19 protein-coding genes are annotated in these 19773 nt (G+C 70.4%); 10 read left to right on the top strand and 9 right to left on the bottom strand.

Annotated features, from left to right (window positions below; all coding sequences use genetic code 11):
* The first annotated feature begins 412 nt into the window (after positions 1–412).
* The 3 genes from DJ017_RS13620 (at position 413) to prfB (ending at position 5241) form a co-directional block, all read left to right on the top strand.
* Positions 413–1591: an N-acetylmuramoyl-L-alanine amidase family protein gene (locus DJ017_RS13620; protein ID WP_165830629.1), complete on the top strand. Its 1179-nt coding sequence runs from the start codon at positions 413–415 to the stop codon at positions 1589–1591.
* A 93-nt stretch (positions 1592–1684) separates the two neighbouring features.
* The gene (locus tag DJ017_RS13615; RefSeq protein ID WP_111529226.1) at positions 1685–4066 is read left to right on the top strand and encodes a penicillin-binding protein 1A; all 2382 of its coding nucleotides are present in this window, start codon (positions 1685–1687) and stop codon (positions 4064–4066) included.
* Between the two features lie 49 nt (positions 4067–4115).
* Positions 4116–5241 (top strand): peptide chain release factor 2 gene (prfB, locus tag DJ017_RS13610; protein ID WP_111529225.1). Its coding sequence is split into 2 segments (ribosomal slippage): positions 4116–4184 and positions 4186–5241, totalling 1125 coding nucleotides; the frame shifts between segments, so codons are not numbered across the junction.
* A 30-nt stretch (positions 5242–5271) separates the two neighbouring features.
* Here prfB and DJ017_RS13605 read toward each other — a convergent pair.
* The 4 genes from DJ017_RS13605 to efp form a co-directional block, all read right to left on the bottom strand.
* Positions 5272–6441, bottom strand: coding sequence for a M23 family metallopeptidase (locus DJ017_RS13605; protein ID WP_227000137.1), 1170 nt, complete (start codon positions 6439–6441; stop codon positions 5272–5274).
* A gap of 154 nt (positions 6442–6595) precedes the next feature.
* Positions 6596–7054: a peroxiredoxin gene (locus DJ017_RS13600; RefSeq protein ID WP_111529224.1), complete on the bottom strand. Its 459-nt coding sequence runs from the start codon at positions 7052–7054 to the stop codon at positions 6596–6598.
* Between the two features lie 11 nt (positions 7055–7065).
* A complete protein-coding gene (tyrS, locus tag DJ017_RS13595; protein ID WP_377284590.1) occupies positions 7066–8322 on the bottom strand; it encodes a tyrosine--tRNA ligase in 1257 nt (418 codons plus the stop codon).
* Between the two features lie 392 nt (positions 8323–8714).
* On the bottom strand, positions 8715–9281 hold the full coding sequence (gene efp / locus DJ017_RS13590; protein WP_111529222.1) for an elongation factor P: 567 nt from the start codon (positions 9279–9281) through the stop codon (positions 8715–8717).
* A 124-nt stretch (positions 9282–9405) separates the two neighbouring features.
* Between efp and epmA the strand changes: the two genes are divergently transcribed.
* On the top strand, positions 9406–10437 hold the full coding sequence (epmA, locus tag DJ017_RS13585; protein ID WP_111529221.1) for an EF-P lysine aminoacylase EpmA: 1032 nt from the start codon (positions 9406–9408) through the stop codon (positions 10435–10437).
* Here epmA and DJ017_RS13580 read toward each other — a convergent pair.
* Complete coding sequence (locus tag DJ017_RS13580; RefSeq protein WP_111529220.1) at positions 10434–10859, bottom strand: hypothetical protein; 426 nt, start codon at positions 10857–10859, stop codon at positions 10434–10436. The two genes, epmA and DJ017_RS13580, sit on opposite strands and share 4 nt — an antisense overlap.
* A gap of 95 nt (positions 10860–10954) precedes the next feature.
* Positions 10955–11560: a YidB family protein gene (locus DJ017_RS13575; protein WP_111529219.1), complete on the bottom strand. Its 606-nt coding sequence runs from the start codon at positions 11558–11560 to the stop codon at positions 10955–10957.
* A 157-nt stretch (positions 11561–11717) separates the two neighbouring features.
* On the opposite strand from DJ017_RS13575, the gene DJ017_RS13570 reads away from it, so the two are divergent.
* The 4 genes from DJ017_RS13570 to DJ017_RS13555 all read left to right on the top strand — a co-directional run bounded on the left by DJ017_RS13570 (position 11718) and on the right by DJ017_RS13555 (position 15990).
* A complete protein-coding gene (locus tag DJ017_RS13570; protein WP_111529218.1) occupies positions 11718–12146 on the top strand; it encodes a DUF3597 domain-containing protein in 429 nt (142 codons plus the stop codon).
* Between the two features lie 58 nt (positions 12147–12204).
* Complete coding sequence (locus DJ017_RS13565) at positions 12205–13233, top strand: lysine-2,3-aminomutase-like protein (protein ID WP_111529217.1); 1029 nt, start codon at positions 12205–12207, stop codon at positions 13231–13233.
* A gap of 81 nt (positions 13234–13314) precedes the next feature.
* Entirely contained in the window at positions 13315–15156 is a 1842-nt protein-coding gene (locus DJ017_RS13560; RefSeq protein WP_111529216.1) for a flavin-containing monooxygenase, read from the top strand.
* Positions 15157–15168: 12 nt separating this feature from the next.
* Positions 15169–15990 carry an enoyl-CoA hydratase-related protein gene (locus DJ017_RS13555; protein WP_111529215.1) on the top strand — a complete coding sequence of 274 codons (822 nt, stop codon included), beginning with the start codon at positions 15169–15171 and terminating at the stop codon, positions 15988–15990.
* Positions 15991–15996: 6 nt separating this feature from the next.
* Here DJ017_RS13555 and DJ017_RS13550 read toward each other — a convergent pair whose 3' ends face one another.
* The gene (locus tag DJ017_RS13550; protein WP_111529214.1) at positions 15997–16956 is read right to left on the bottom strand and encodes a diacylglycerol/lipid kinase family protein; all 960 of its coding nucleotides are present in this window, start codon (positions 16954–16956) and stop codon (positions 15997–15999) included.
* A gap of 71 nt (positions 16957–17027) precedes the next feature.
* Here DJ017_RS13550 and DJ017_RS13545 point away from each other — a divergent pair, with 71 nt between their 5' ends.
* Entirely contained in the window at positions 17028–17564 is a 537-nt protein-coding gene (locus DJ017_RS13545) for a GtrA family protein (protein ID WP_111529213.1), read from the top strand.
* Here DJ017_RS13545 and DJ017_RS20410 read toward each other — a convergent pair.
* The gene (locus DJ017_RS20410; RefSeq protein ID WP_165830627.1) at positions 17479–17835 is read right to left on the bottom strand and encodes a hypothetical protein; all 357 of its coding nucleotides are present in this window, start codon (positions 17833–17835) and stop codon (positions 17479–17481) included. The two genes, DJ017_RS13545 and DJ017_RS20410, sit on opposite strands and share 86 nt — an antisense overlap.
* 159 nt (positions 17836–17994) lie before the next feature.
* Here DJ017_RS20410 and DJ017_RS13540 point away from each other — a divergent pair, with 159 nt between their 5' ends.
* Complete coding sequence (locus tag DJ017_RS13540; RefSeq protein WP_165830626.1) at positions 17995–18744, top strand: phosphatase PAP2 family protein; 750 nt, start codon at positions 17995–17997, stop codon at positions 18742–18744.
* 6 nt (positions 18745–18750) lie between these two features.
* Here DJ017_RS13540 and DJ017_RS13535 read toward each other — a convergent pair whose 3' ends face one another.
* Positions 18751–19767 (bottom strand): GlxA family transcriptional regulator, encoded by a 1017-nt coding sequence (locus DJ017_RS13535; RefSeq protein WP_165830625.1) that lies wholly within the window; start codon positions 19765–19767, stop codon positions 18751–18753.
* Positions 19768–19773: the final 6 nt, after the last annotated feature.

The following is a 19773-nucleotide window of genomic DNA, read 5'->3' as shown; positions in this document are numbered from 1 at the left end:
CGAATGCCCCGACGCCGAATGCGGCGCCAGATGCGGCCTTGGGCCGGAAAGGGGCGGGAGCAGCGCTGCCCATCAGGTGTTTCCTAGGCGCGCCCAAAGAACGGATCTTTTGGGGCGCGGATCGGACGGTGCGCCGTGGCCGAGGGATTCGGTCGAGGCCGGCGCGGGTTTGTGGTTTGCGGGTCGCCTTATCCCCTGCGGCGCAGGAGCGGCTTTGACGCGCGGGCGGACTTTGCAACACTGGGCTGAAAAAGGAAAGCCGCACGACCATGTGCGGCGGCGGAAAGACCTGGTTAACCCTTTGTCCACCCGCTGACCCTCTATATGGGGCTTTCTGCTAGATCGCGCGAGACGGGCGCCGGGACGGCTGATTGTGCTGGGTAGGTTGAGCAAGGTTGTGAAGGCGGGTCCGATGCGCGCGGCGCTGGTCGCCGCCGTGGCCGCCGGCGGCCTCGTCGCCGTCGCCGCCTCGCATGCGGCCACCGCCGCCGCCGGCCTGCAGAAGGTCCGCCTCGGCGGCGACGCCACCCAGACGCGGATCGTCATCGACCTCGACCACGCCACCTCCGGCAAGCTGGTTTCGGACGGTTCGGCCGACGGCCGGGTGGTCCTGCTGCTCGGCGACGTCACCGCCGGCGACGGCCAGCAAGGCGAGGGCCAGGCGCTGGTCAAGCGCTGGCTGGTCGACCAGCAGGGGGCGGCCGCCCGCCTGCAGATGGACATCGCCCCCAACACCAAGGTGAAGCGCCGCTTCCTGCTGCCGCCCGCCGACGGGATCGACCACTATCGCTATGTGATCGACGTCGCGCCCCTGGCGCCGGAGGACGTCAAGCTCACCAAGGCCGCCGCGCCCAAGGTGGTGGCCCTGCGCGCCAACTTCCTGCCGGTGAAGACGCCGACCCCGATGCTGTCCATGAAGCGGACCATCGTGATCGACGCCGGCCACGGCGGCCACGATCCCGGCGCGCGCGGCGTCCAGGGCTTCGAGAAGGACGTCAACCTCGCCGCTGCCCAGGCCCTCAAGGCCCGGCTGGAGCGCTCGGGCCGCTACAAGGTGGTCCTGACCCGCGACACCGACGTCTACATCGCGCTGGCCGACCGGGTGCGCATCGCCCAGCGGGCCGGCGCCGATCTCTTCATCTCGCTGCACTCCGATTCCGGCCCTAATCCGGAGGTCCGCGGCGCCAGCGTCTACACCCTATCCGACAAGGCCTCGATGCGCGCCACCAAGTTCGTCAGCCGCGACGACTGGTACATGAAGGCCAGCCTGACCGGCGACCGCGGCGTGCGCGACATCCTCTTCGACCTCACCCAGCGGGCGACCAAGAACCGGTCGGCGGCCTTCGCCGAGACGCTGGTGAGCCACATCCAGGACCGCACCGACCTGCTGCGCCGCACCCACCGCGACGCCGGCTTCATGGTCCTGCTGGCCCCGGAAGTTCCCGCCGTCCTCCTGGAGATGGGCTTCGTCTCCAATCCCGACGACGAGGCCATGCTGCGCGACCCGGCCCAGCGCCAGCGGATGATGAACGCCGTCGGCGACTCCATCGACGACTACTTCGGCGAGACCGCCCGCCTCGCGTCGCGGTGACGCGGGGAGGGCTCAGGGCCGTTGGCGCCCGGCCCGACGCACGCTAGACGAGACCTTCGAGGGGATCGGGCGTCCCCGGGAGGTCGGCTTACCTTGAATCCCCCCGCCAGATGGGTCGTGGTCACCGGCGTCGCCGTGCTCAGCCTCATTGCCGTGGCGGGCTTCGCGACGGCGATCTGGGCCGCCTGGCTGTTCCACGACATGCCGGACGCCTCGGACCTGGCGGACTACCATCCGCCGACGGCCACCCGCGCCTACGCGTGGGACGGCACCCTGATCGGCGAGTTCTCCCGCGAGCGCCGCATCTTCGTCCCCTATGACAACATCCCGCCGCGGCTCGCCCAGGCGTTCCTCGCGGCCGAGGACCACAACTTCTTCCAGCACGGGGGCGTGGATTACGGCGGCATCGTGCGCGCGGGCGCGAAGGACATCGTCAACATCGCCCAGGGCCGGCGGCTCGAGAGCGGGTCGACGATCACCCAGCAGGTCGCCAAGAACATCCTGCTGACCAACGACGCCACCATCGGCCGCAAGCTGAAGGAGGCGATGATCGCCCGCCAGCTCGAGCACAGCCTCTCGAAGGAGCGGATCCTCGAGCTCTATCTGAACGAGATCTGGCTGGGCTACCGCAGCTACGGGGTCGGCGCCGCGGCCTACAACTACTTCGGCAAGTCGGTCTCCGACCTCGACATCGCCGAATGCGCCTATCTGGCGTCCCTGCCCAAGGGGCCCGACAACTACCACCCGATCCGCCGCAAGGCCCAAGCGATGGCCCGCCGCAACTGGGTCATCGACCAGATGGCCGAGCTCGGCTGGATCACGCCCCAGCAGGCCGCCCAGGCCAAGGCCGAGGACCTCAAGGTCCAGCCGGAGCCGACCCGCGCCAAGTACCGCGACGCCGACTACTTCGTCGAAGAGGTGCGCCGCCGCGGCCTCGCCACCCTGGGCGAGCGGATCAACGAGGGCGGTTACTACATGCGCACCACCCTCGATGCGCGCCTGCAGAGCGCGGCCCGCACCGCGCTGATGGATGGCCTGGAGAAGTATGACCGCCGGCACGGCTGGCGCGGCGCCTGGGGGCACGTCACCACCCTGACCGGTTGGGAGCAGGTCGCCAAGAAGTCGGCCCGCCCGGCCGAACGCCGCACCTGGCGCGCCGCGGTCGTCACCGGCGTCGGCGGTGGCTCGGTCCAGGTCCGCACCATCGAGGGGCAGGCAGGCGCCCTGGCCGGCGAGGACGTCGCCTGGGCGCGGGCCGGTAAGGGGATCGGCTCAGGCGACCTCATCTGGGTCGCGCCCGCCGACAGTGGGCCGGGTTTCCGCCTGAAGCAGGTCCCGGTCGTCAACGGCGCCCTGGTGGCCATGGATCCGCAGAACGGCCGGGTGCTCGCGATGGTCGGCGGCTATTCCTTCTCGCTCTCCAGCTTCAACCGCGCCACCCAGGCGGTGCGCCAGCCGGGCTCGGCGTTCAAACCGATCGTCTACGCCGCGGCGCTTGAGAGCGGCTACACGCCCGCCAGCGTCGTCCTCGACGCCCCGATCACCCTGCCGGGCGCCAACGGACAGGTCTGGAGCCCTGAGAACTACGAGGGCAAGTACTACGGCCCGCTGCAGCTCCGCCGCGGCCTTGAGCTGTCGCGCAACACCATGACGGTGCGCCTCGCGCAGGGCGTCGGCATGAGCAAGATCGCGGGCCTTGCCGAGAAGCTCGGCGTCACCGACCACATGGACAAGGTGCTCGCCATGGCCCTCGGCTCGGGCGAGACCACGGTGTTCAAGCTCGCCGGCGCCTATTCGTCCTTCGTCAACGGCGGCCGCAAGGTCGAGCCGCACCTCATCGAGATGGTCCAGGACCGCGAGGGCAAGACCATCTTCCGCGCCGACGGCCGCGACTGCCCGCGCTGCGACGCCGGCTTCTCGGGCGACGAGAGCCCGCGCATCCCGCAGGCCGGCGCCCAGATGATGGACCCGATCACCGCCTACCAGATCACTTCGATGCTGCAGGGCGTCGTCCAGCGCGGCACCGCAACCCAGGCCCTGGTGCTCGGCCGTCCCGTCGGCGGCAAGACGGGCACGACCAACGACTACCGCTCGGCCTGGTTCATGGGCTTCTCGCCCAAGATGGTGGTCGGCGTCTTCGTCGGCTTCGACGACAACCGCAGCCTCGGCAACGGCGAGACCGGTTCCGTGGCCGCGGTGCCGATCTTCGTCGAGTTCATGCAGGAAGCGCTGAAGGGCTATCCGCCGGACGACTTCGTGGCCCCGGCCAACGCCAAGTTCGCCATGGTCCGCGGCATCCGCGAGGCCTTCCGCCCGGGCACCGAGCCCAAGGTCGCGATCGCGCCCGAAGGCGCCAATCCGATCGGCCCGATCCCCTACAACCAGCTGCCGCTGGTCCCGCCGAGCGCCATCGCGCCGAACCAGCCGGCGCAGAAGCCCAAGAAGCCGGCCGACGACGTCAGCGGATTGTATTGAGGGGGCCGGCGGGCTATCTCCCGCGCCCTGTTTGTTTGGGAGTCTCTCCATGAGAGCGGATGTCGAGGCCGCCAAGGCCGACATCGAGCAGTCGATCGAACTGCTCAGGAGGCGTCTTTGACTGGGATGTCGCCCTACGAAAGCTCGATGAGCTGAACGCCCGGGTCGAAGACCCGACCCTCTGGGACAAGGCGGAAGAAGCGCAGGCGGTGATGCGCGAGCGCACGCGTCTGGCCAACCAGGTCAGCGCCGTCCAGTCGCTGGAACGCGACCTGGCCGACGCCGTGGGCTACGCCGAACTGGCCGACGAAGAGGGAGACGAGGCCCTGCTCGAGGAGGCCCGGGGCCAGCTGAAGGCGATCAAGGACCGCGCCGCCCGGGCCGAGCTCGAGGCGCTGCTCTCCGGCGAGGCCGACGGCAACGACGCCTATGTGGAAATCAACGCCGGCGCCGGCGGCACCGAGTCCAACGACTGGGCCAACATGCTGCTGCGCATGTACTCGCGCTGGGCGAACGACCACGGCATGGAGGTCGACGTCCTCGAAGAGACGCCGGGCGAACAGGCCGGCATCAAGTCCGTCACCCTGCAGGTGAAGGGAACCAACGCCTACGGCTGGCTGAAGACCGAGGCCGGCGTCCATCGCCTGGTGCGGATCTCGCCGTTCGACTCGAACGCCCGGCGCCAGACCTCCTTCGCGTCGGTCTGGGTCTATCCGGTCGTCGACGACAACATCGAGATCGAGATCAACCCCGCCGACGTGCGCACCGACACCTACCGGGCGTCCGGGGCCGGCGGCCAGCACGTCAACAAGACGGATTCGGCCGTGCGCCTGACGCACATCCCGACCGGCATCGCGGTCGCCTGCCAGACGCAGCGCTCGCAGCACCAGAACCGCGACCAGGCCTGGAAGATGCTGAAGGCGCGCCTCTACGAGCTGGAGCTGGAAAAGCGCGAAGCCGCCCAGGCGGCCATCGAGGAGCAGAAGACGGACATCGGCTGGGGCCACCAGATCCGATCCTACGTGCTGCAGCCGTATCAGATGGTGAAGGACCTCCGCACCGAGGTGGAGACCTCCGACACCCAGGCGGTGCTCGACGGCGACCTCGACACCTTCATGGGCGCCTCGCTCGCCCAGCGCGTCGGGGCCACCCGCGGCTCGACCCTCGACGCCTAGGTCTCCTCTGCCGCTGCAGGGGAGAGGGGATCAGCCCGCCTGCCGGGTCATGGCCCCGGCGCGCAGGTAGCGGTCGGGGTTCATCGGCCGGCCGTTCAACCAGACCTCGTAATGCAGGTGCGTGCCGGTCGAGCGCCCGGTCGAGCCCATGCCGCCGAGGCGCTGGCCGACGGCCACCCGCTCGCCCACCCTCACCGAGATCGCCGCCAGATGGCCGTAGCGGGTCTTCAGCCCGCCGCCGTGGTCGATCTCGACCGTGTTGCCATAGCCCGCCCGCTGGCCCGTGAAGGCGACGACGCCCGGGCCGGTGGCCTCCACCGGGCTCATCCGCCCGCCCGGGAAGTCGAGGCCCGAGTGGAAGGCGAGGCGCCGGGTCAACGGATCGACCCGCACGCCATAGCTCGACGACAGTTCCGGATCGCTGGTCGGGCGTGCGAACGGCAGCCGCTGCGCCGCCGCCTCCAGCGCCTGGGCCTCCGACAGGTCGCCGGCCGCCCGCTGCACCCGCTCGGCGAAATCGGGGTCGACGTCCAGCACGGCGGCGAGCGCCCGGGGATCCTTGGCCTCGATCAGCGGCCCGCCGAGCCCGCCGGACTTGGGCAGGTAGGCCGAGGGCGTCAGTCCCGCCAGCCGGAAGGCCAGCCGCAGCCGGTCGGCGCGGCTCTTGGCGTAGGTGTCGGCCGCCTCCAGCAGCTGCTCCTGGCTGAGCTGCACCCGTTCGATGCGCCCTGTCGGCGTGGCATCGCCGCCGGTCAGGGCCTTGGTGATCGCTGGGCTGAGGGCCTGCACGGCGCCCGGCTGCGCCTTCATCTGGGTGAGCAGGATCGCCAGCGCCGCGTGCCGCTTCTCCGCCGCGGCCGCCAGCTGCTGAGTAGTGCCGCCGGTGGCGTTGAGTTGGCCCACGGCCGCGGTCAGCCGCGCCTGGCGGTCGGCGATCCAGCGCTCGTACTTGGCCTGGGTGCGGGCGACCTCGCGATCCTGCGCCGTCGCCGACAGCGCATTGGCCAGCATGGCCGCGGTGCAGACCCCCATCCACATCGCCGCCGCAGCGAGCCCGCCGGCCATCAGCATCTGCTTGCGCGGGGAGAGGGCGTAGCCCTTCATCACCCCGCCGGAACGGACGTAGACGTGCCGCTCGGGAAAGAGGCCGGCAACGGTCTCGTTCAGCGCTCGGCGCAGCTGCGCGACGCGGTGTTTCATGATCTGGCGCCCCCCGGCCCGTTCGGACGGAGCGATATGCGGCCAGATTTTTCAGGCTTGCAAGAAAGTTAACGGCGCGGGCAGAGCCCCGCGACGACTGTTCGCACCGGGTGCGAAGCCGTCCCGCTCAATCGCGCGATTCCCGTCGGCTTGCCTAGAGCGCCTTCACCGCGGCGAGCACGGCCTCGGCGTGGCCCGCGACCTTCACCTTGCGCCAGAGCTTCCGCACGACGCCGTCGCGGATCACGAAGGTGGAGCGATCGATGCCCATGTACCTGCGCCCGTAGAGGCTCTTTTCCACCCAGCTGCCGTAGCGCTCGATGGTCGCGCCTTCCGGGTCCGAGCCCAGCCGCACCTTGAGCCCGTACTTGTCGGTGAACTTGCGGTGGGCGGCGAGGCTGTCCTTGGAGACGCCCAGCACCACGGCGCCGGCCTTCGCGAACTCGCCGGAGAGCTCGGTGAACGCCTTGGCCTCATTGGTGCAGCCGGTCGTGTCGTCCTTCGGGTAGAAATAGAGAACCAGGGTCTTGCCGACGAAGTCCGCCAGCTTCACCGGGCCCTCCAGGGTCTCCATCTCGAATTCCGGCGCCGCGGCGCCTTCGGTGACGCTCATCCGCTCTCTCCTCAGACCGGCTTGACCAGGACGATCTTCTTCTTGCCCGCCGCCAGCTTGATGACGCCCTCGGCGAGATCGGCCGTGGTGATCAGGCGGTTGGCGTCGCTCTCGGCCCTGTCGTTGACGCGCAGCCCGCCGCCCTGGGCCAAGCGACGCGCCTCACCGCGCGAACCGGCCAGACCGGCGTCGTGGGCGAGGGCGGCCAGCACGATCCCGGCCTCCAGTTCGGCCTTGGCCACCTCGTGCGTCGGGAGGTCCGAGGACAAGGCGCCCTGTTCGAACGCGGCCTGCGCCGCCCCGGCCGCCGCCTCCGCCGCCTCGTCGCCGTGCAGCATGCGCGTCGCCTCGGTGGCCAGCACCTTCTTGGCCTCGTTGATCTCCGCGCCCTGCAGGCTCTCCAGCCGGCCGATCTCGTCGAGCGGCAGGTCGGTGAACAGCTTCAGGAAGCGGCCGACGTCGGCGTCCTCGGTGTTTCGCCAGAACTGCCAGTAGTCGTACGGGCTGCGCAGGTCCGCGTTGAGCCACACCGCCCCCTGGGCGGTCTTGCCCATCTTCGCGCCCGACGAGGTGGCCAGCAGCGGCGTGGTCAGGCCGAAGGCGGCCTTCTGGTCGACGCGGCGGATCAGCTCCACACCGTTGACGATGTTGCCCCACTGGTCCGAGCCGCCCATCTGCAGCATGCAGCCGTAGCGGCGCTCCAGCTCAAGGAAGTCGGTGGCCTGCATCAGCATGTAGTTGAACTCGATGAAGGTCAGCGGCTGCTCGCGCTCGAGCCGCAGCTTCACGGAGTCGAAGGTCAGCATGCGGTTGATCGTGAAATGGACGCCGAACTCGCGCAGGAACTCGATGTAGCCGAGCTTGGACAGCCATTCGTCGTTGTCCACGAGCATGGCGTCGCTCGGGCCGTCGCCGAAGGTCAGGAACCTGGCGAAGGCCTGCTTCTGGCTGGCGATGTTGGCCTTGATCTCGTCCTCGGTGCGCAGCTGGCGCGTCTCGTCCTTGCCGGACGGGTCCCCGACCTTGGTCGTCCCGCCGCCGACGATGACGATGGGCTTGTGGCCGCTCTGCTGCAGCCGGCGCAGCATCATGATGGTGATCAGGTTGCCGACGTGCAGGCTCGGCGCGGTGGCGTCGTAGCCGATGTAGCCGGTGATGATCCCCTTCGAGGCGGCCTCGTCCAGCTCCTCCGGATGGGTGATCTGGTGGATGTAGCCGCGCGCCTGCATGGTGCGCAGGAACTCGGACTTGAAATTGGTCTCGGACATCATCGGCTCGGCGAGGCTTCGGTGGCGGGCGTCTAGCACGCTGGACGCTGGGTTATCGAGGGACATGGCGGCTCCTTTTGGATGGAAGGGCCGGCGTCTCGTTCAGAAGCTCTGGAGAAGCGCGCCGGCCGGGGAGGGCAGGCGCGTGGGATCGATCGCCTGCGTCTAGGGCAGGCGGTAATAGCGGCCGGCGAGGGGGCGGCTTCCGATCATGCGTCAGGTATCGCCGGAGAGCCGCACCTGGTCAATCCTCCCAACAGGGGGAGGTGGCCCGGCGGGTCGGAGGGGGCGCAGCCCACGAGCGGGCGCGCCCACGAGCGTCAGACGCTCTGCCTTTCGACCCCCCTCAGTCGCTGTGCGACGGCTCCCCCTGAGGGGGAGCATCTCGAGCCTCAGTCCTTCGCGCGTTCCTGGTAGGAGCCGTCTTCGGTCAGGACCACGATCTTGGTGCCGACGGTGATGTAGGGCGGCACCTGCGTCTTGAGGCCGTTGGAGAGGATCGCCGGCTTGTAGGACGAGGACGCCGTCTGGCCCTTCACCGACGGCTCGGTGTCGACCACTTCGAAGGTCGCCAGGCGCGGCAGATCGATGGAGATCGGCACGCCCTCGTGGGTCGACAGGTGCACGGCCATGCCGTCCTGCAGGTAGTAGTGAGCGTCGCCGATTACGTCGGGCGAGGCGACCAGCTGGTCGTAGGTCTGCGGGTTCATGAAGTGAAACCCTTCGCCGTCCTGGTAGAGGAAGGTGTACTCGCGGTCGTCCACCTCGGCGCGCTCGACGGTCTCGGTCGTGCGGTAGCGCTCGGAGATTTTCACCCCGTCGGAGATCCGGCGCATGTCGAGCTGGGTCACCGGCGTGCCCTTGCCGGGGTGGATGTTCTGGGCCTGCAGGACGACGTAGAGCTTGCCTTCCAGGTCGACCACGTTCCCCTTGCGAAGGGAGCTAGCGATGACTTTCACGTCTTCTTCCTCGATGCGCCGGCGGACCGTGCGTGTCTTGCCGCGCGATTCCGCTCATCAATTGTCGGTCGCGCCCCTATAGCGATCCTGCCCGAAATCGCCAGCCCTTCGCCTGTCGCACCCCGTGAAAGACCTCGAAACATCTTCGCAGAGCTCCCCCTGGTGGGGCCGTGAGCGCCATGCCGACCGTCGGCCGTTCCTCCTGGCCCGCCAGCGGATCGCCGGGGCCGTCCGCCGCTGGTTCGAGGATCAGGGGTTCATCGAGACGGCGGTCTCCGCGCTCGCTGTCTCACCGGGCAACGAGGCGCATCTGCACGCCTTCCGCACCGAGGCGATCGGCCCGGACGGCGCGGGGCGGCCGCTCTATCTGCACACCTCGCCGGAATTCGCCCTGAAGAAGCTTCTCGCGGCCGGCGAGACGAAGCTGTTCGAACTGGCGCGCGTGTGGCGCAACCGCGAGCGCGGGGCGCTGCACCATCCCGAGTTCACCATGCTCGAATGGTATCGCGCCGAGGCCCCCTACGAAGCGATCATGGCCGACTGCGCGAGCCTCCTTCGCCTCGCGGCGGAGGCGACGGGGGCGAGACTGCTCACTTTCCGGGGCCGCGACGCCGATCCCTTCGCCGAGCCGGAGCGCGTGACCGTCGCCGACGCCTTCGACCGCTACGCCGGTCTCGATCTCTTCAGCCCCGACCTCGCCGGCGACGCGGCTGGGCAGGGGATCCGCATCGCTTCTGACGACACGTGGGCCGATGTCTTCAGCCGGGTCTTGGTGGAGAAGGTCGAGCCGAACCTCGGCTTCGGGCGGCCGGTGATCCTCTGCGAATACCCGGTCTCGGAGGCGGCGCTCGCCCGCCCCAAGCCCGCCGATCTTCGCGTCGCCGAACGCTTCGAGCTCTATGCCTGCGGCGTCGAACTCGCCAACTGCTTCGGCGAGCTCACCGATGCGGCCGAGCAGCGCCGCCGCTTCCAGGCCGAGATGGACGAGAAGGCCCGCGTCTATGGCGAGCGCTACCCCCTCGACGAGGACTTCCTGGCCGCGCTCGCCCACATGCCGCCGGCCAGCGGCGGGGCGCTCGGCTTCGACCGGCTGGTCATGCTGGCCGCCGGCGCCGCGCGCATCGATCAGGTGATCTGGGCGCCGGTCCCGGACTAGCCGGCCCGCAGCTCGAACCAGAGGCGGCTGATCGGATTGGTGCTGGCCACCGCGCGCACGCGCTTGGCCGCAGCCCGGCCGGTCATCTGCCCATGCCAATGGCAGTCGCACAGCAGGAAGTGCGCCTCGCGGTCGGAGAGACCGAAATAGGCCTCGATGTCGCCGAGCCGGTCGCCGCTGAGCCCGTCCTCGCGCAGCACCGGATCGGCGAAGGCGATGGCCAGCGGCGTCTGCTCGCCGCGCAGGCGGCCCCGCTCGCTCGGCGCATAGAACTCCACGAACCGCAGCGGCTGCAGCAGCTTCCAGTCCTCCCGCCTGAGCAGCTCGGCCCAGCGCAGCAGGCGCTCACGGCGCGACAGTCGCCGCGGCGCTTCCAGCACCGTGGCGTGGGCGAGGATCTGCTCGAGGGGCTGGTGACGCATGGCCGACTCCGGAATGTCTTCGGCCGGAAAACCCGCGAGCCCTGCCTCAGGTCCCGAGCTTGGCCTTCAGAACTCCGTGAGCCGACGCTTCGTTTTCAGCCGTTCGCCGCCGGCTGACGCGCCGCTTCGTGCAGCTCGTCATCGTCCTGCGGCAGGCGTCCCTGCGGCGTCGCCTCGTGGATCGCCTGAGGCAGCTCGCGCGACAGTTCGCTGAGCAGTTGCGGCTTCTCCAGCCCCGTCTGCTGCTGCAGGGCGTTCACCGCCTCCGGCCCCAGGGCGTCCTCCACCTCGTGCGGCGCGATGGTCGCGTTCTGGCCCGAACCGACCCAGGAGTTGGCCTGCTGGCCGTAACCCTTCTGCTGGAAGCGGCTGACGAGGGCGCCCAGGGCGCCGGCGCCGCCGAGAGAGCCGATCATGCCGCCGAGCCCGCCGCCCGCGCCGCCGAGGATCCCGCCGAGGCCGCTGAGCAGGCCGCCGCCGGCGCCGCCCGCCTGGCCGGCTGCGGCCGGCGCGCCCGGATCGAAGGTGCGCCCCTCGGTCGGCGCTCTACCAGGAACGCCGCCATGGCTAGCCTGGTACTGGCGCACACCCTTCACGAGCAGGGCGAGGACAACCCCCGCCGCGACCGTCGAGCCGAGTCCCGGCTTGCGCTCCGGATGCCCGCCCGAGGCGGCGCCCATCATCTGATCCAGCAAGCCCATGGTATTCTCCTCGTTGTCTGCCGCCTTCCGGCCGCGGCGAGAACCCCGACGGATCGAGGCCTGTTCCGCCCCTCATCGGTTTTCAAATGATGGAACCGAAGGCGGGGGAGGCCGGTTTGCCCGGCCACTTCGAACCTGCCGACGAGGAGCGTGCGCCATGGGCATCTTCAGCTCGATCATGGACAAGATCTTCCACCACCCCGCGGCCGCCAAGCCCGCGCCCGCTGCGCCCCGGCCTGCGCCTCAGGCCGCGCCCCAGGCTGCGCCGCAACCGGCGGCGCCCGCCGCCGCCCAGGCCGCTCCGCAGCAGCGCCCAGCGACCATGTCCGACATCGACGTCGAGAAGGTGCTCGCGGAGATGGCTCAGGAGAAGGGCGGCGGCGGCAACTGGCGTTCCTCCATCGTCGACCTCCTGAAGGTGCTCGATCTCGACTCCAGCCTTTCCGCGCGCAAGGAGCTCGCCGACGAACTCAATGTCCATGTCGGCGCCGACGGCAGCGCCGAGGAGAACATCGCCCTGCACCATGCGGTGATGCAGAAGCTGGCAGAGAACGGCGGCAAGGTGCCCGACAGCCTGCGTCACTGACCGCGGCGTCAGCGCCGGTCATTGCCCTAAGGTCGGGCGGGCGCCATATCCGCCCGCCATGACCCGCCATACGCTCCGCACGCCGGAGGCCCTGGCTGAAGCCGGCCTCGTGGACGCCGCCGACCTGCCGGCGCTCGCCCGCGTGGCCGACAAGTACGCCGTGGCCATCACCGCGCCCATGGCCGAGCTGGTCGAGGCGGTCGATGATCCGATCGCGCGCCAGTTCGTGCCGACCGAGGCCGAGCTCGACCTCCGCCCCGAGGAATCCGCCGATCCGGTGGGCGACCGGGTCCATTCGCCGGTCGAAGGCATCGTCCACCGCTACGCCGACCGGGTGCTGCTGAAGGCGAACCACGCCTGCGCGGTCTATTGCCGCTTCTGCTTCCGGCGCGAGATGGTCGGGCCGGACGGCGAGCGCCCGCTCTCGGCCGGCCAGCTCGACGCGGCCTTCGCCTACATCGCCGCCCATCCCGAGGTGTGGGAGGTGATCGTCACCGGCGGCGATCCGTTCATTCTCTCGCCGCGGCGGATCGCCGACCTGATGCATCGGCTGTCGGCTGTCGACCATGTGAAGGTCGTCCGCTTCCACACCCGCGTGCCGGCCGTCGACCCAGGTCGCGTGACGCCGGCGCTGGTCGAGGCGCTGATGCGCGGCGGCAAGGCCGTCTATGTCGCCCTCCACGCCGACCATCCGCGCGAACTGACCCCCGCCGCCCGCGCCGCCTGCGCCCGGCTCGTCGACGCCGGAATTCCCATGCTCGGCCAGAGCGTCCTGCTGAAGGGCGTCAACGACGATCCGGCCACCCTCGAGGCCCTGATGCGCGCCTTCGTGGAGACCCGCATCAAGCCCTATTACCTGCACCACGCCGACCTGGCGCCCGGCACGTCCCACTTCCGGACCTCGATCGGGGAGGGGCAGGCGCTCATGAAGGCCATCCGCGGCCGGGTCTCGGGGCTTTGCCAGCCCACCTACGTCCTCGATATCCCGGGCGGCCACGGCAAGGTCCCGGTCGGGCCCGACTATGTCCATGGCCAGGAGGTCGAGGATCCCAACGGCGCTCGCCACCGCTATCCGCCAAAGCCGTAGCGCCGGCGCGTTCACCCAACGTCAGGGTTGCGAACGCCTGTTTGAACCGGCACGCTTCCCCCCGGAACAAGGGGTACGGCCATGGCTGACGACGCTGCGATCACGACCGGGGGCGCTGACGATCTCGGGTTCGATCCCGACGCCCTGAAGGCCAAGTACATCGCCGAGCGCGACAAGCGCCTGCGCGGCGACGCCAACGCCCAGTACGTCGAGATCGCCGGCCGGTTCGCCCACTACCTCGAAGATCCCTACGTCCAGCCGGGCTTCACCCGCGCGCCGCTCACCGACGAGGTCGACGTGGCGGTGATCGGCGGCGGCTTCGGCGGCCTCCTGGTCGGCGCCCGCCTGCGTGAGGCCGGCATTTCCGACATTAGGATCATCGAGAAGGGCGGCGACTTCGGCGGCACCTGGTATTGGAACCGCTACCCCGGCGCGGCCTGCGACATCGAGAGCTATATCTACCTGCCGCTGCTCGAAGAGGTCGGCTACATGCCGGTCGAGAAGTACGCCCGCGCGCCGGAAATCCTCCGGCATTCAAGGGCTATCGCCGAGAAGTTCGACCTCTATCGCAACGCCTGCTTCCAGACCGAGGTGAAGGCCCTGCGCTGGGACGAGGCGGTCGGCCGCTGGATCATCGAGACCAACCGCGGCGACCGCATGCACGCCAAGTTCGTGGTCATGGCCAACGGACCGCTCCATCGCCCGAAGCTTCCCGGCATCCCGGGCATCGAGAGCTACAAGGGCCACTCCTTCCACACCAGCCGCTGGGACTATGACTACACCGGCGGCGACTCGAACGGCGGGCTGACCAAGCTGAAGGACAAGGTCGTCGGCATCATCGGCACCGGCGCGACCGCCGTGCAGTGCATTCCGCACCTGGGCGAAGGGGCCAAGCAGCTCTTCGTCTTCCAGCGGACGCCCTCGTCCATCGACGTTCGGAACAACCGGCCGACCGATCCGAACTGGGCCGCCAGCCTCGAGCCCGGCTGGCAGCAGGAGCGGATGGACAACTTCAACATCCTCGTCAGCGGCGGCTTCGCCGACAAGGACCTAGTCAACGACGGCTGGACCGACATCATCGGCAACATCCTGCTGCTCGCCCGCAAGAAGGCCGAGGCCGGCGAGAAGGTCGACGATCCGGCCTCGCTGATGCAGCTCGCCGACTTCAAGAAGATGGAGCAGGTCCGCGCCCGGGTGGATTCCATCGTCCAGGATCCCACCGTCGCCGAGGCGCTGAAGCCCTACTACAACCAGTTCTGCAAGCGGCCGTGCTTCCACGACGACTACCTGCCGACCTTCAACCGCGACAACGTCAGGCTGGTGGACACCGCAGGCCAGGGCGTCGAGCGGATCACCGAGAAGGGCGTGGTCGTCGGCGGCAAGGAGTACGAGCTGGACTGCCTGGTCTACGCCACCGGCTTCGAGGTCGGCACCGACTACACCCGCCGCTCGGGCTACGAGGTCTACGGCAAGGGCGGCCTGACCCTGACGGAGAAGTGGCGCGACGGCGCGGCGACGCTGCACGGGCTGCACAGCCACGGCTTCCCGAACTGCTTCATCATCTCCAACACCCAGTCCGGCTTCTCGGCCAATTTCCCGCACATGATCAACGAGCAGGCCAAGCACCTGGGCTACATCCTGGGCCGCTGCCAGTCGGAGGGCGTCGCCGCGGTGGAGGCCTCCAAGGACGCCGAGGACGCCTGGATCGAGACCATCGAGAAGCTCTCTGTGATGCGCGAGCAGTTCCTCGCCGACTGCACCCCCGGCTACTACAACAACGAGGGCAACGTGCAGGCCATGGTCCGCCGCAACTCCTCCTACGGCGCCGGCCCGGTCGCCTTCGTCAAGGTGCTGGAGGACTGGCGCGCCGAGGGCGAGATGAAGGGCCTGGAGCTCACCCGCGCCTGGCCGGCGAACGCCTGAGGCGGGCGGGCGATGTCCGCCGCGCCCGCCGTCCAGGTCAGCTACAGCCGGCGCGGGCCGCTGGGCGTCATCCGCCTGGAGCGCCCCGACGCGCTCAACGCCCTGACGCTGGGCATGATCGCCGAGGTCGAGCGGCTGGCCCGCGGGGCCGAGGCCGACCCCGAGGTCATCGCCCTCTGCATCACCGGCGCGGGCCGCGGCTTCTGCGCCGGCATCGACATGGAGGTGCTCGCCGACTACGCGAGCGGCGGCCGGCCCCAACAGGGCGGGCCCTTGGGCGAGCGGCCGCGCAATCCGGCCCTGTTCAGCTTCCTGCTCGACATCTCCAAGCCGGTGATCGCCGCCATCAACGGCCCCGCCGCGGGCGGCGGTTTCGTTCTCGCCATGATGTGCGACCTGCGGTTCATGGCCGAAGAGGCCGCTCTGACCACGGTCTTCACCAAGCGCGGCCTGATCGCCGAGCACGGAACCAGCTGGCTCCTGCCGCGCATGATCGGCCTCTCGCGGGCCCTCGACCTGTTATGGAGCGCCCGCCGGATCGACGGCGCGGAGGCCTATCGCCTGGGCTTCGCGGACCGGCTGGTCCCCGGCGCGGACCTGCTGGCGACGGTCGAGGCCTACGCCGCCGACCTGGCCGCCCACACCTCGCCCCGCGCCCTCGCGGTCATCAAGTCTGAGGTCCATCGTCATCTGGAGACCGGCTTCGAGGACGCGGCCCGTGACGCCGAAGCCCTGATGGCCGTCGCGCTGGCCCACCCCGACGCGACCGAGGGCGCGACGTCCTTCATCGAGCGCCGCCCGCCGCGTTTTGCGCCATGGACGGGAGAGGAATAGCGGACCCTAGGCGCAGAGGCCGTGGGCCATACTCGCCGCCTCCATCGGCCGCGACAGCGCCCGGAAACCCTGCGACCTGAAGCGGAACTCCACGCGCCGGCCGAACCGGAAGAACTCGCCGTCGAGCATGACCGGGATGGGGGTGCGCGCCCAGGCCCGCCCGGTCAGGCATGGAAGGGCGCCGTGCGGATCCTGTCGCCAGTCGCCGGAGAGATTGCTCACCACCAGCCGGAGGCCGGCGGCGGCGCCCGCGTCCGGATCGGGCGGGTCGAGCACGGCGGCCTTCAGGGCCTCGGCGGCCTCGTCCTGGGCGATGGTCGGGCAAATCAGGCTGACGGCCACGCCGCGGCCGATCTCGCCGTTCAGCTGGTAGGAGACGCGCGCGCGGAACGCCCTGCGCTGGGCGATCACCGTCTGCCGCCAGGCCCTGCGGATCGCGCGCGCCCGGATCGCCTCCCGCGCCTGCGCAAGAAGGGCCGGCGAGCCCAGGACCGCGCCGCAGTAGAAGGCGCGCGAGCCGCCCGCCGCCTTGGCCTCGCCCTCGATCTCACCGGCCGGCACCCACCGCGGCTGCCCCGCCTCCAGCAGATCCCTCAGGGTCTCGGGCCAGGGCGCGGCTCCATAGAGGGCGCGGCCGAGCTTGTTCATGGTGCCCCCGGCGAGCGGCGCGACGAGCGGTCCCTCGGCGCCGCACATCTCAGCCACCAGCCGCGCCGTGCCGTCGCCGCCCAGCACCACCACCAGGTCCGGTCCGGCGTCCACCGCGCCTCGCGCGATGCGTTCGCAGGCCTCGGGGTTCAGCTCGCTCACCCGGTGCTCCAGGCCAAGTTCGGCGAGCAGGGCCTCGAGCTCCGCCGCCGCCTCCGGCCCGACGCCGCCGGAACTCGGATTGACCACGGCGTGCACCCTGCGGATCGCCGCCGCGCCCTTGTCGCGAAGTTTCGTGTCGTGAAGCTCTGACTGCACGCCGGGCTCAACGTCGCTCCGACGGCGACGGTTGCCGGCAACCCGGCCGGCGCGGCCACGTTCCCCTCGCCATGGAAGAGCCCGCGGTCCCCCAGGCCCGCCGACGGCGGCTGCTGGCCAAGTTCACCGGCGCGTCCCTGATCGGCTTCGTGTTCAGCGCCGCCACCCTGCACCTGGGGCTCGATGCGGGACTGCGGCCGTGGGCGGCGCGCCTCATCGCCCTTGTGGTGGCGATGCACGTGACCTTCCTGATCAACGGCCGGTTCGTCTTCAAGGCGCTCACCCGCGAGCGCTTCTTCGGCCTCTGGGGCGCCTACATGACCAACAGCGCCTTCGGGAATCTCTGCAACTACTGCGTCTTCGTCGCCCTGCAGGGCTCCCACCGGCCGATCGTCGGCCGCGCGTGGGTCGCCTTTCTGGCGGGATCGGTCACCGCCTGGGCGATCAACTTCCTCGGGGCGCGTTTCGTGGTTTTCAGCGAGGAGGGCCGCCGCGCCGCCCTGCGGGTGTGCCGGGCGGCGCTCAGCCGGTCCGCGCCGCGCCCTGCTGCGGAGCCCGTTCGCTCCGGCGTCCCGGCTCCAGGCGAACGTGGATGGTCTCGCCGGTGACCGCCTTGGTGGTGAAGGCCGTGCCGTCCGGAATGGCGGTGCAGTAGGTGAACACCAGGCGGCGGAAACAGACCTTGTCGCCGCGCATGCTCCAGCGACCCTGGTGGCGGTCGTGGCGGCGCCCTTCGGAGGTGTAGGTGCCGTCCGGATGCAGCCACAGCTCGGCGGTGCGTCCGTCGGGATAGGTCGAGATGATCGTGCCCGTGAACGCCTTCTGCAGGGCCGGCGGCGGCTCGCCCGCCGACGCCACACCGGCGAACACGCCTGCCATCGCTACGCCGCCCCCGATCAGACCGGCAATCCGCATCATAAGCTTCAGCCTCGCGTTTCCGTCGCCGGCCAGAACGCGCGGGGGGACGGATCGTGCCCGGCCGGGCGCCGCGGCCCGCCTGGCGATGGAACCGGCTTTCGGCACGCGCCTTTCGGCGTCATGACATCCACCGCACAGCCGTGGTCCGCGCGGGCCTGGGCGATGCACCTCGTCCGCACCGAGCTGCGGCTGCTCATCGGCCTGACCGGGGTGTCCGCCTTCCTCTGGGCCTTCCTGCATGTGATGGGCGAGGTTCGCGAGGGCGACACCTACAGGTTCGACCGCTCGATCCTGCTAGCCCTGCGCCGGCCCGGCGACCTCGCGGTCCCGGTGGGGCCTAGGTGGCTGCAGGAGACGGCGCGCGACGTCACCGCGCTCGGCGGCTTCTCGGTCCTGACGCTCGTGGTGGTCGTGGGCGTGGTCATGCTGCTGCTGCACCGCCGGCGCATCCAGGCCGTGGTGTTCACGGCAGCCGTGCTGCTCGGGCAGGCCTTAGCGGAGCTCACCAAGCATCTGGTCGGCCGCGACCGGCCCGACCTCGTGCCGCACCTCGACCAGGTCTATTCGGCGAGCTTCCCGAGCGGCCACTCGGCAATGTCGCCGATCGTCTATTTCACGCTCGCGGGCATCCTCGCCGCGGGCGAGGCCAGCCGCCCCGCCAAGGTGCTGATCCTCGGCGTCGCCGCGGCCCTGGTGCTCGCGGTGGGCGTCAGCCGGGTCTATCTCGGTGTCCACTGGCCGACCGACGTGGTGGCCGGCTGGTCGATGGGCACGGCCGTCGCCCTGCTGGCGACCCTGGTCCTCCACCGCCTGGCGCCGCACCGCCGGCGCACCGGCGCGCCCGCCGCCGAGGCGCCGGTGACCGCCTGAGGATGCTCAAGGTGCAGGCGCGGCGGCGTTCACCTCCATCGGGTCCCGAGGCCGGCCCCGGGTCCGTCCTTGGGCGCGCGCCCGCAGGTCGCGGGGGCCAAGCCCGGCGCCGCGGCGGATCAGGGTCCTGAGGGTCGAGGGCTCGGCGTAGCCGACGCGGAAGGCCACCTCCTCGAAAGAGAGCTGCGTGGTCTCGATCAGCTCGATGGCCCGCTCGACGCGCAGTTGCTGCAGGAAGCGGATGGGCGACAGGCCGGTCGCGGCGCTCACCCGCCGGGCGAAGGTCCGGGCCGAGAGCCCTGCGGCCAGGGCCAGGTCCCCGACCCCGATCGGTTCGGCAAGCCGCGGACGGGCCCAGGCCGCGGCCCGGGCGACGCTGTCGCTTGCGGCGGCCAGGAGGCCGATCGCCATGTAGGGCAGCTGCGAGCGCCGCTCGTCGAGCACCATGCGCCGGGCGCATGCCTCGGCCGTCTCTGCCCCGGCGTAGCGGGCGACCAGGCCGACCATCAGGTCCATCTGGGCCATGGCGGCGCCGGCCGTGGTCAGCGGACCGTCGCTGAGGATCAGTTCGGCGGTGTCGAGCTCGACCGCCGGGAACAGCTCCCGGAACGCCGGGGCCAGCCACCAGGCCGTGGTCGCGCGCCGTCCGTCGAGGAGGCCGGTAGCCGCCAGGAGCAGGGTTCCCGTGCAGGAGCTCGCCGCGTGGGCGCCCCCGCGCACGGCCTCGGCCACCAGCTCACGCCCCTCGCGGGCGTCCGGCTCGGCCAGCCGGGTGCGATAGCAGTCCGCCTTGGAGAACCCCTGGGCCGGGACGATCATCAGTTCGGGCCGCTCGTGCTGCGCCTCGGGGACGGCCAGGAAGGGCCGGAACAGGGCCGCGCCGGAGCCGACCAGGCGCACGTCGAACGCCGGCGGGCGGCCCGCAGCCAGGCAGATGCGGTTGGCCATCGCCATGACGTCGATGGTGATCGTCACGCTGGAGGCGAGGGCGGTCTCGAGCGCCAGGATCGTGGTCGGCAACATGGACGG

This window comes from Phenylobacterium soli (assembly GCF_003254475.1).
In the GTDB taxonomy this organism is placed as follows: domain Bacteria; phylum Pseudomonadota; class Alphaproteobacteria; order Caulobacterales; family Caulobacteraceae; genus Phenylobacterium; species Phenylobacterium soli.
The sequence above is the reverse complement of the archived record's forward strand: the minus strand, read 5'-3'. Positions and strand labels throughout refer to the sequence as shown.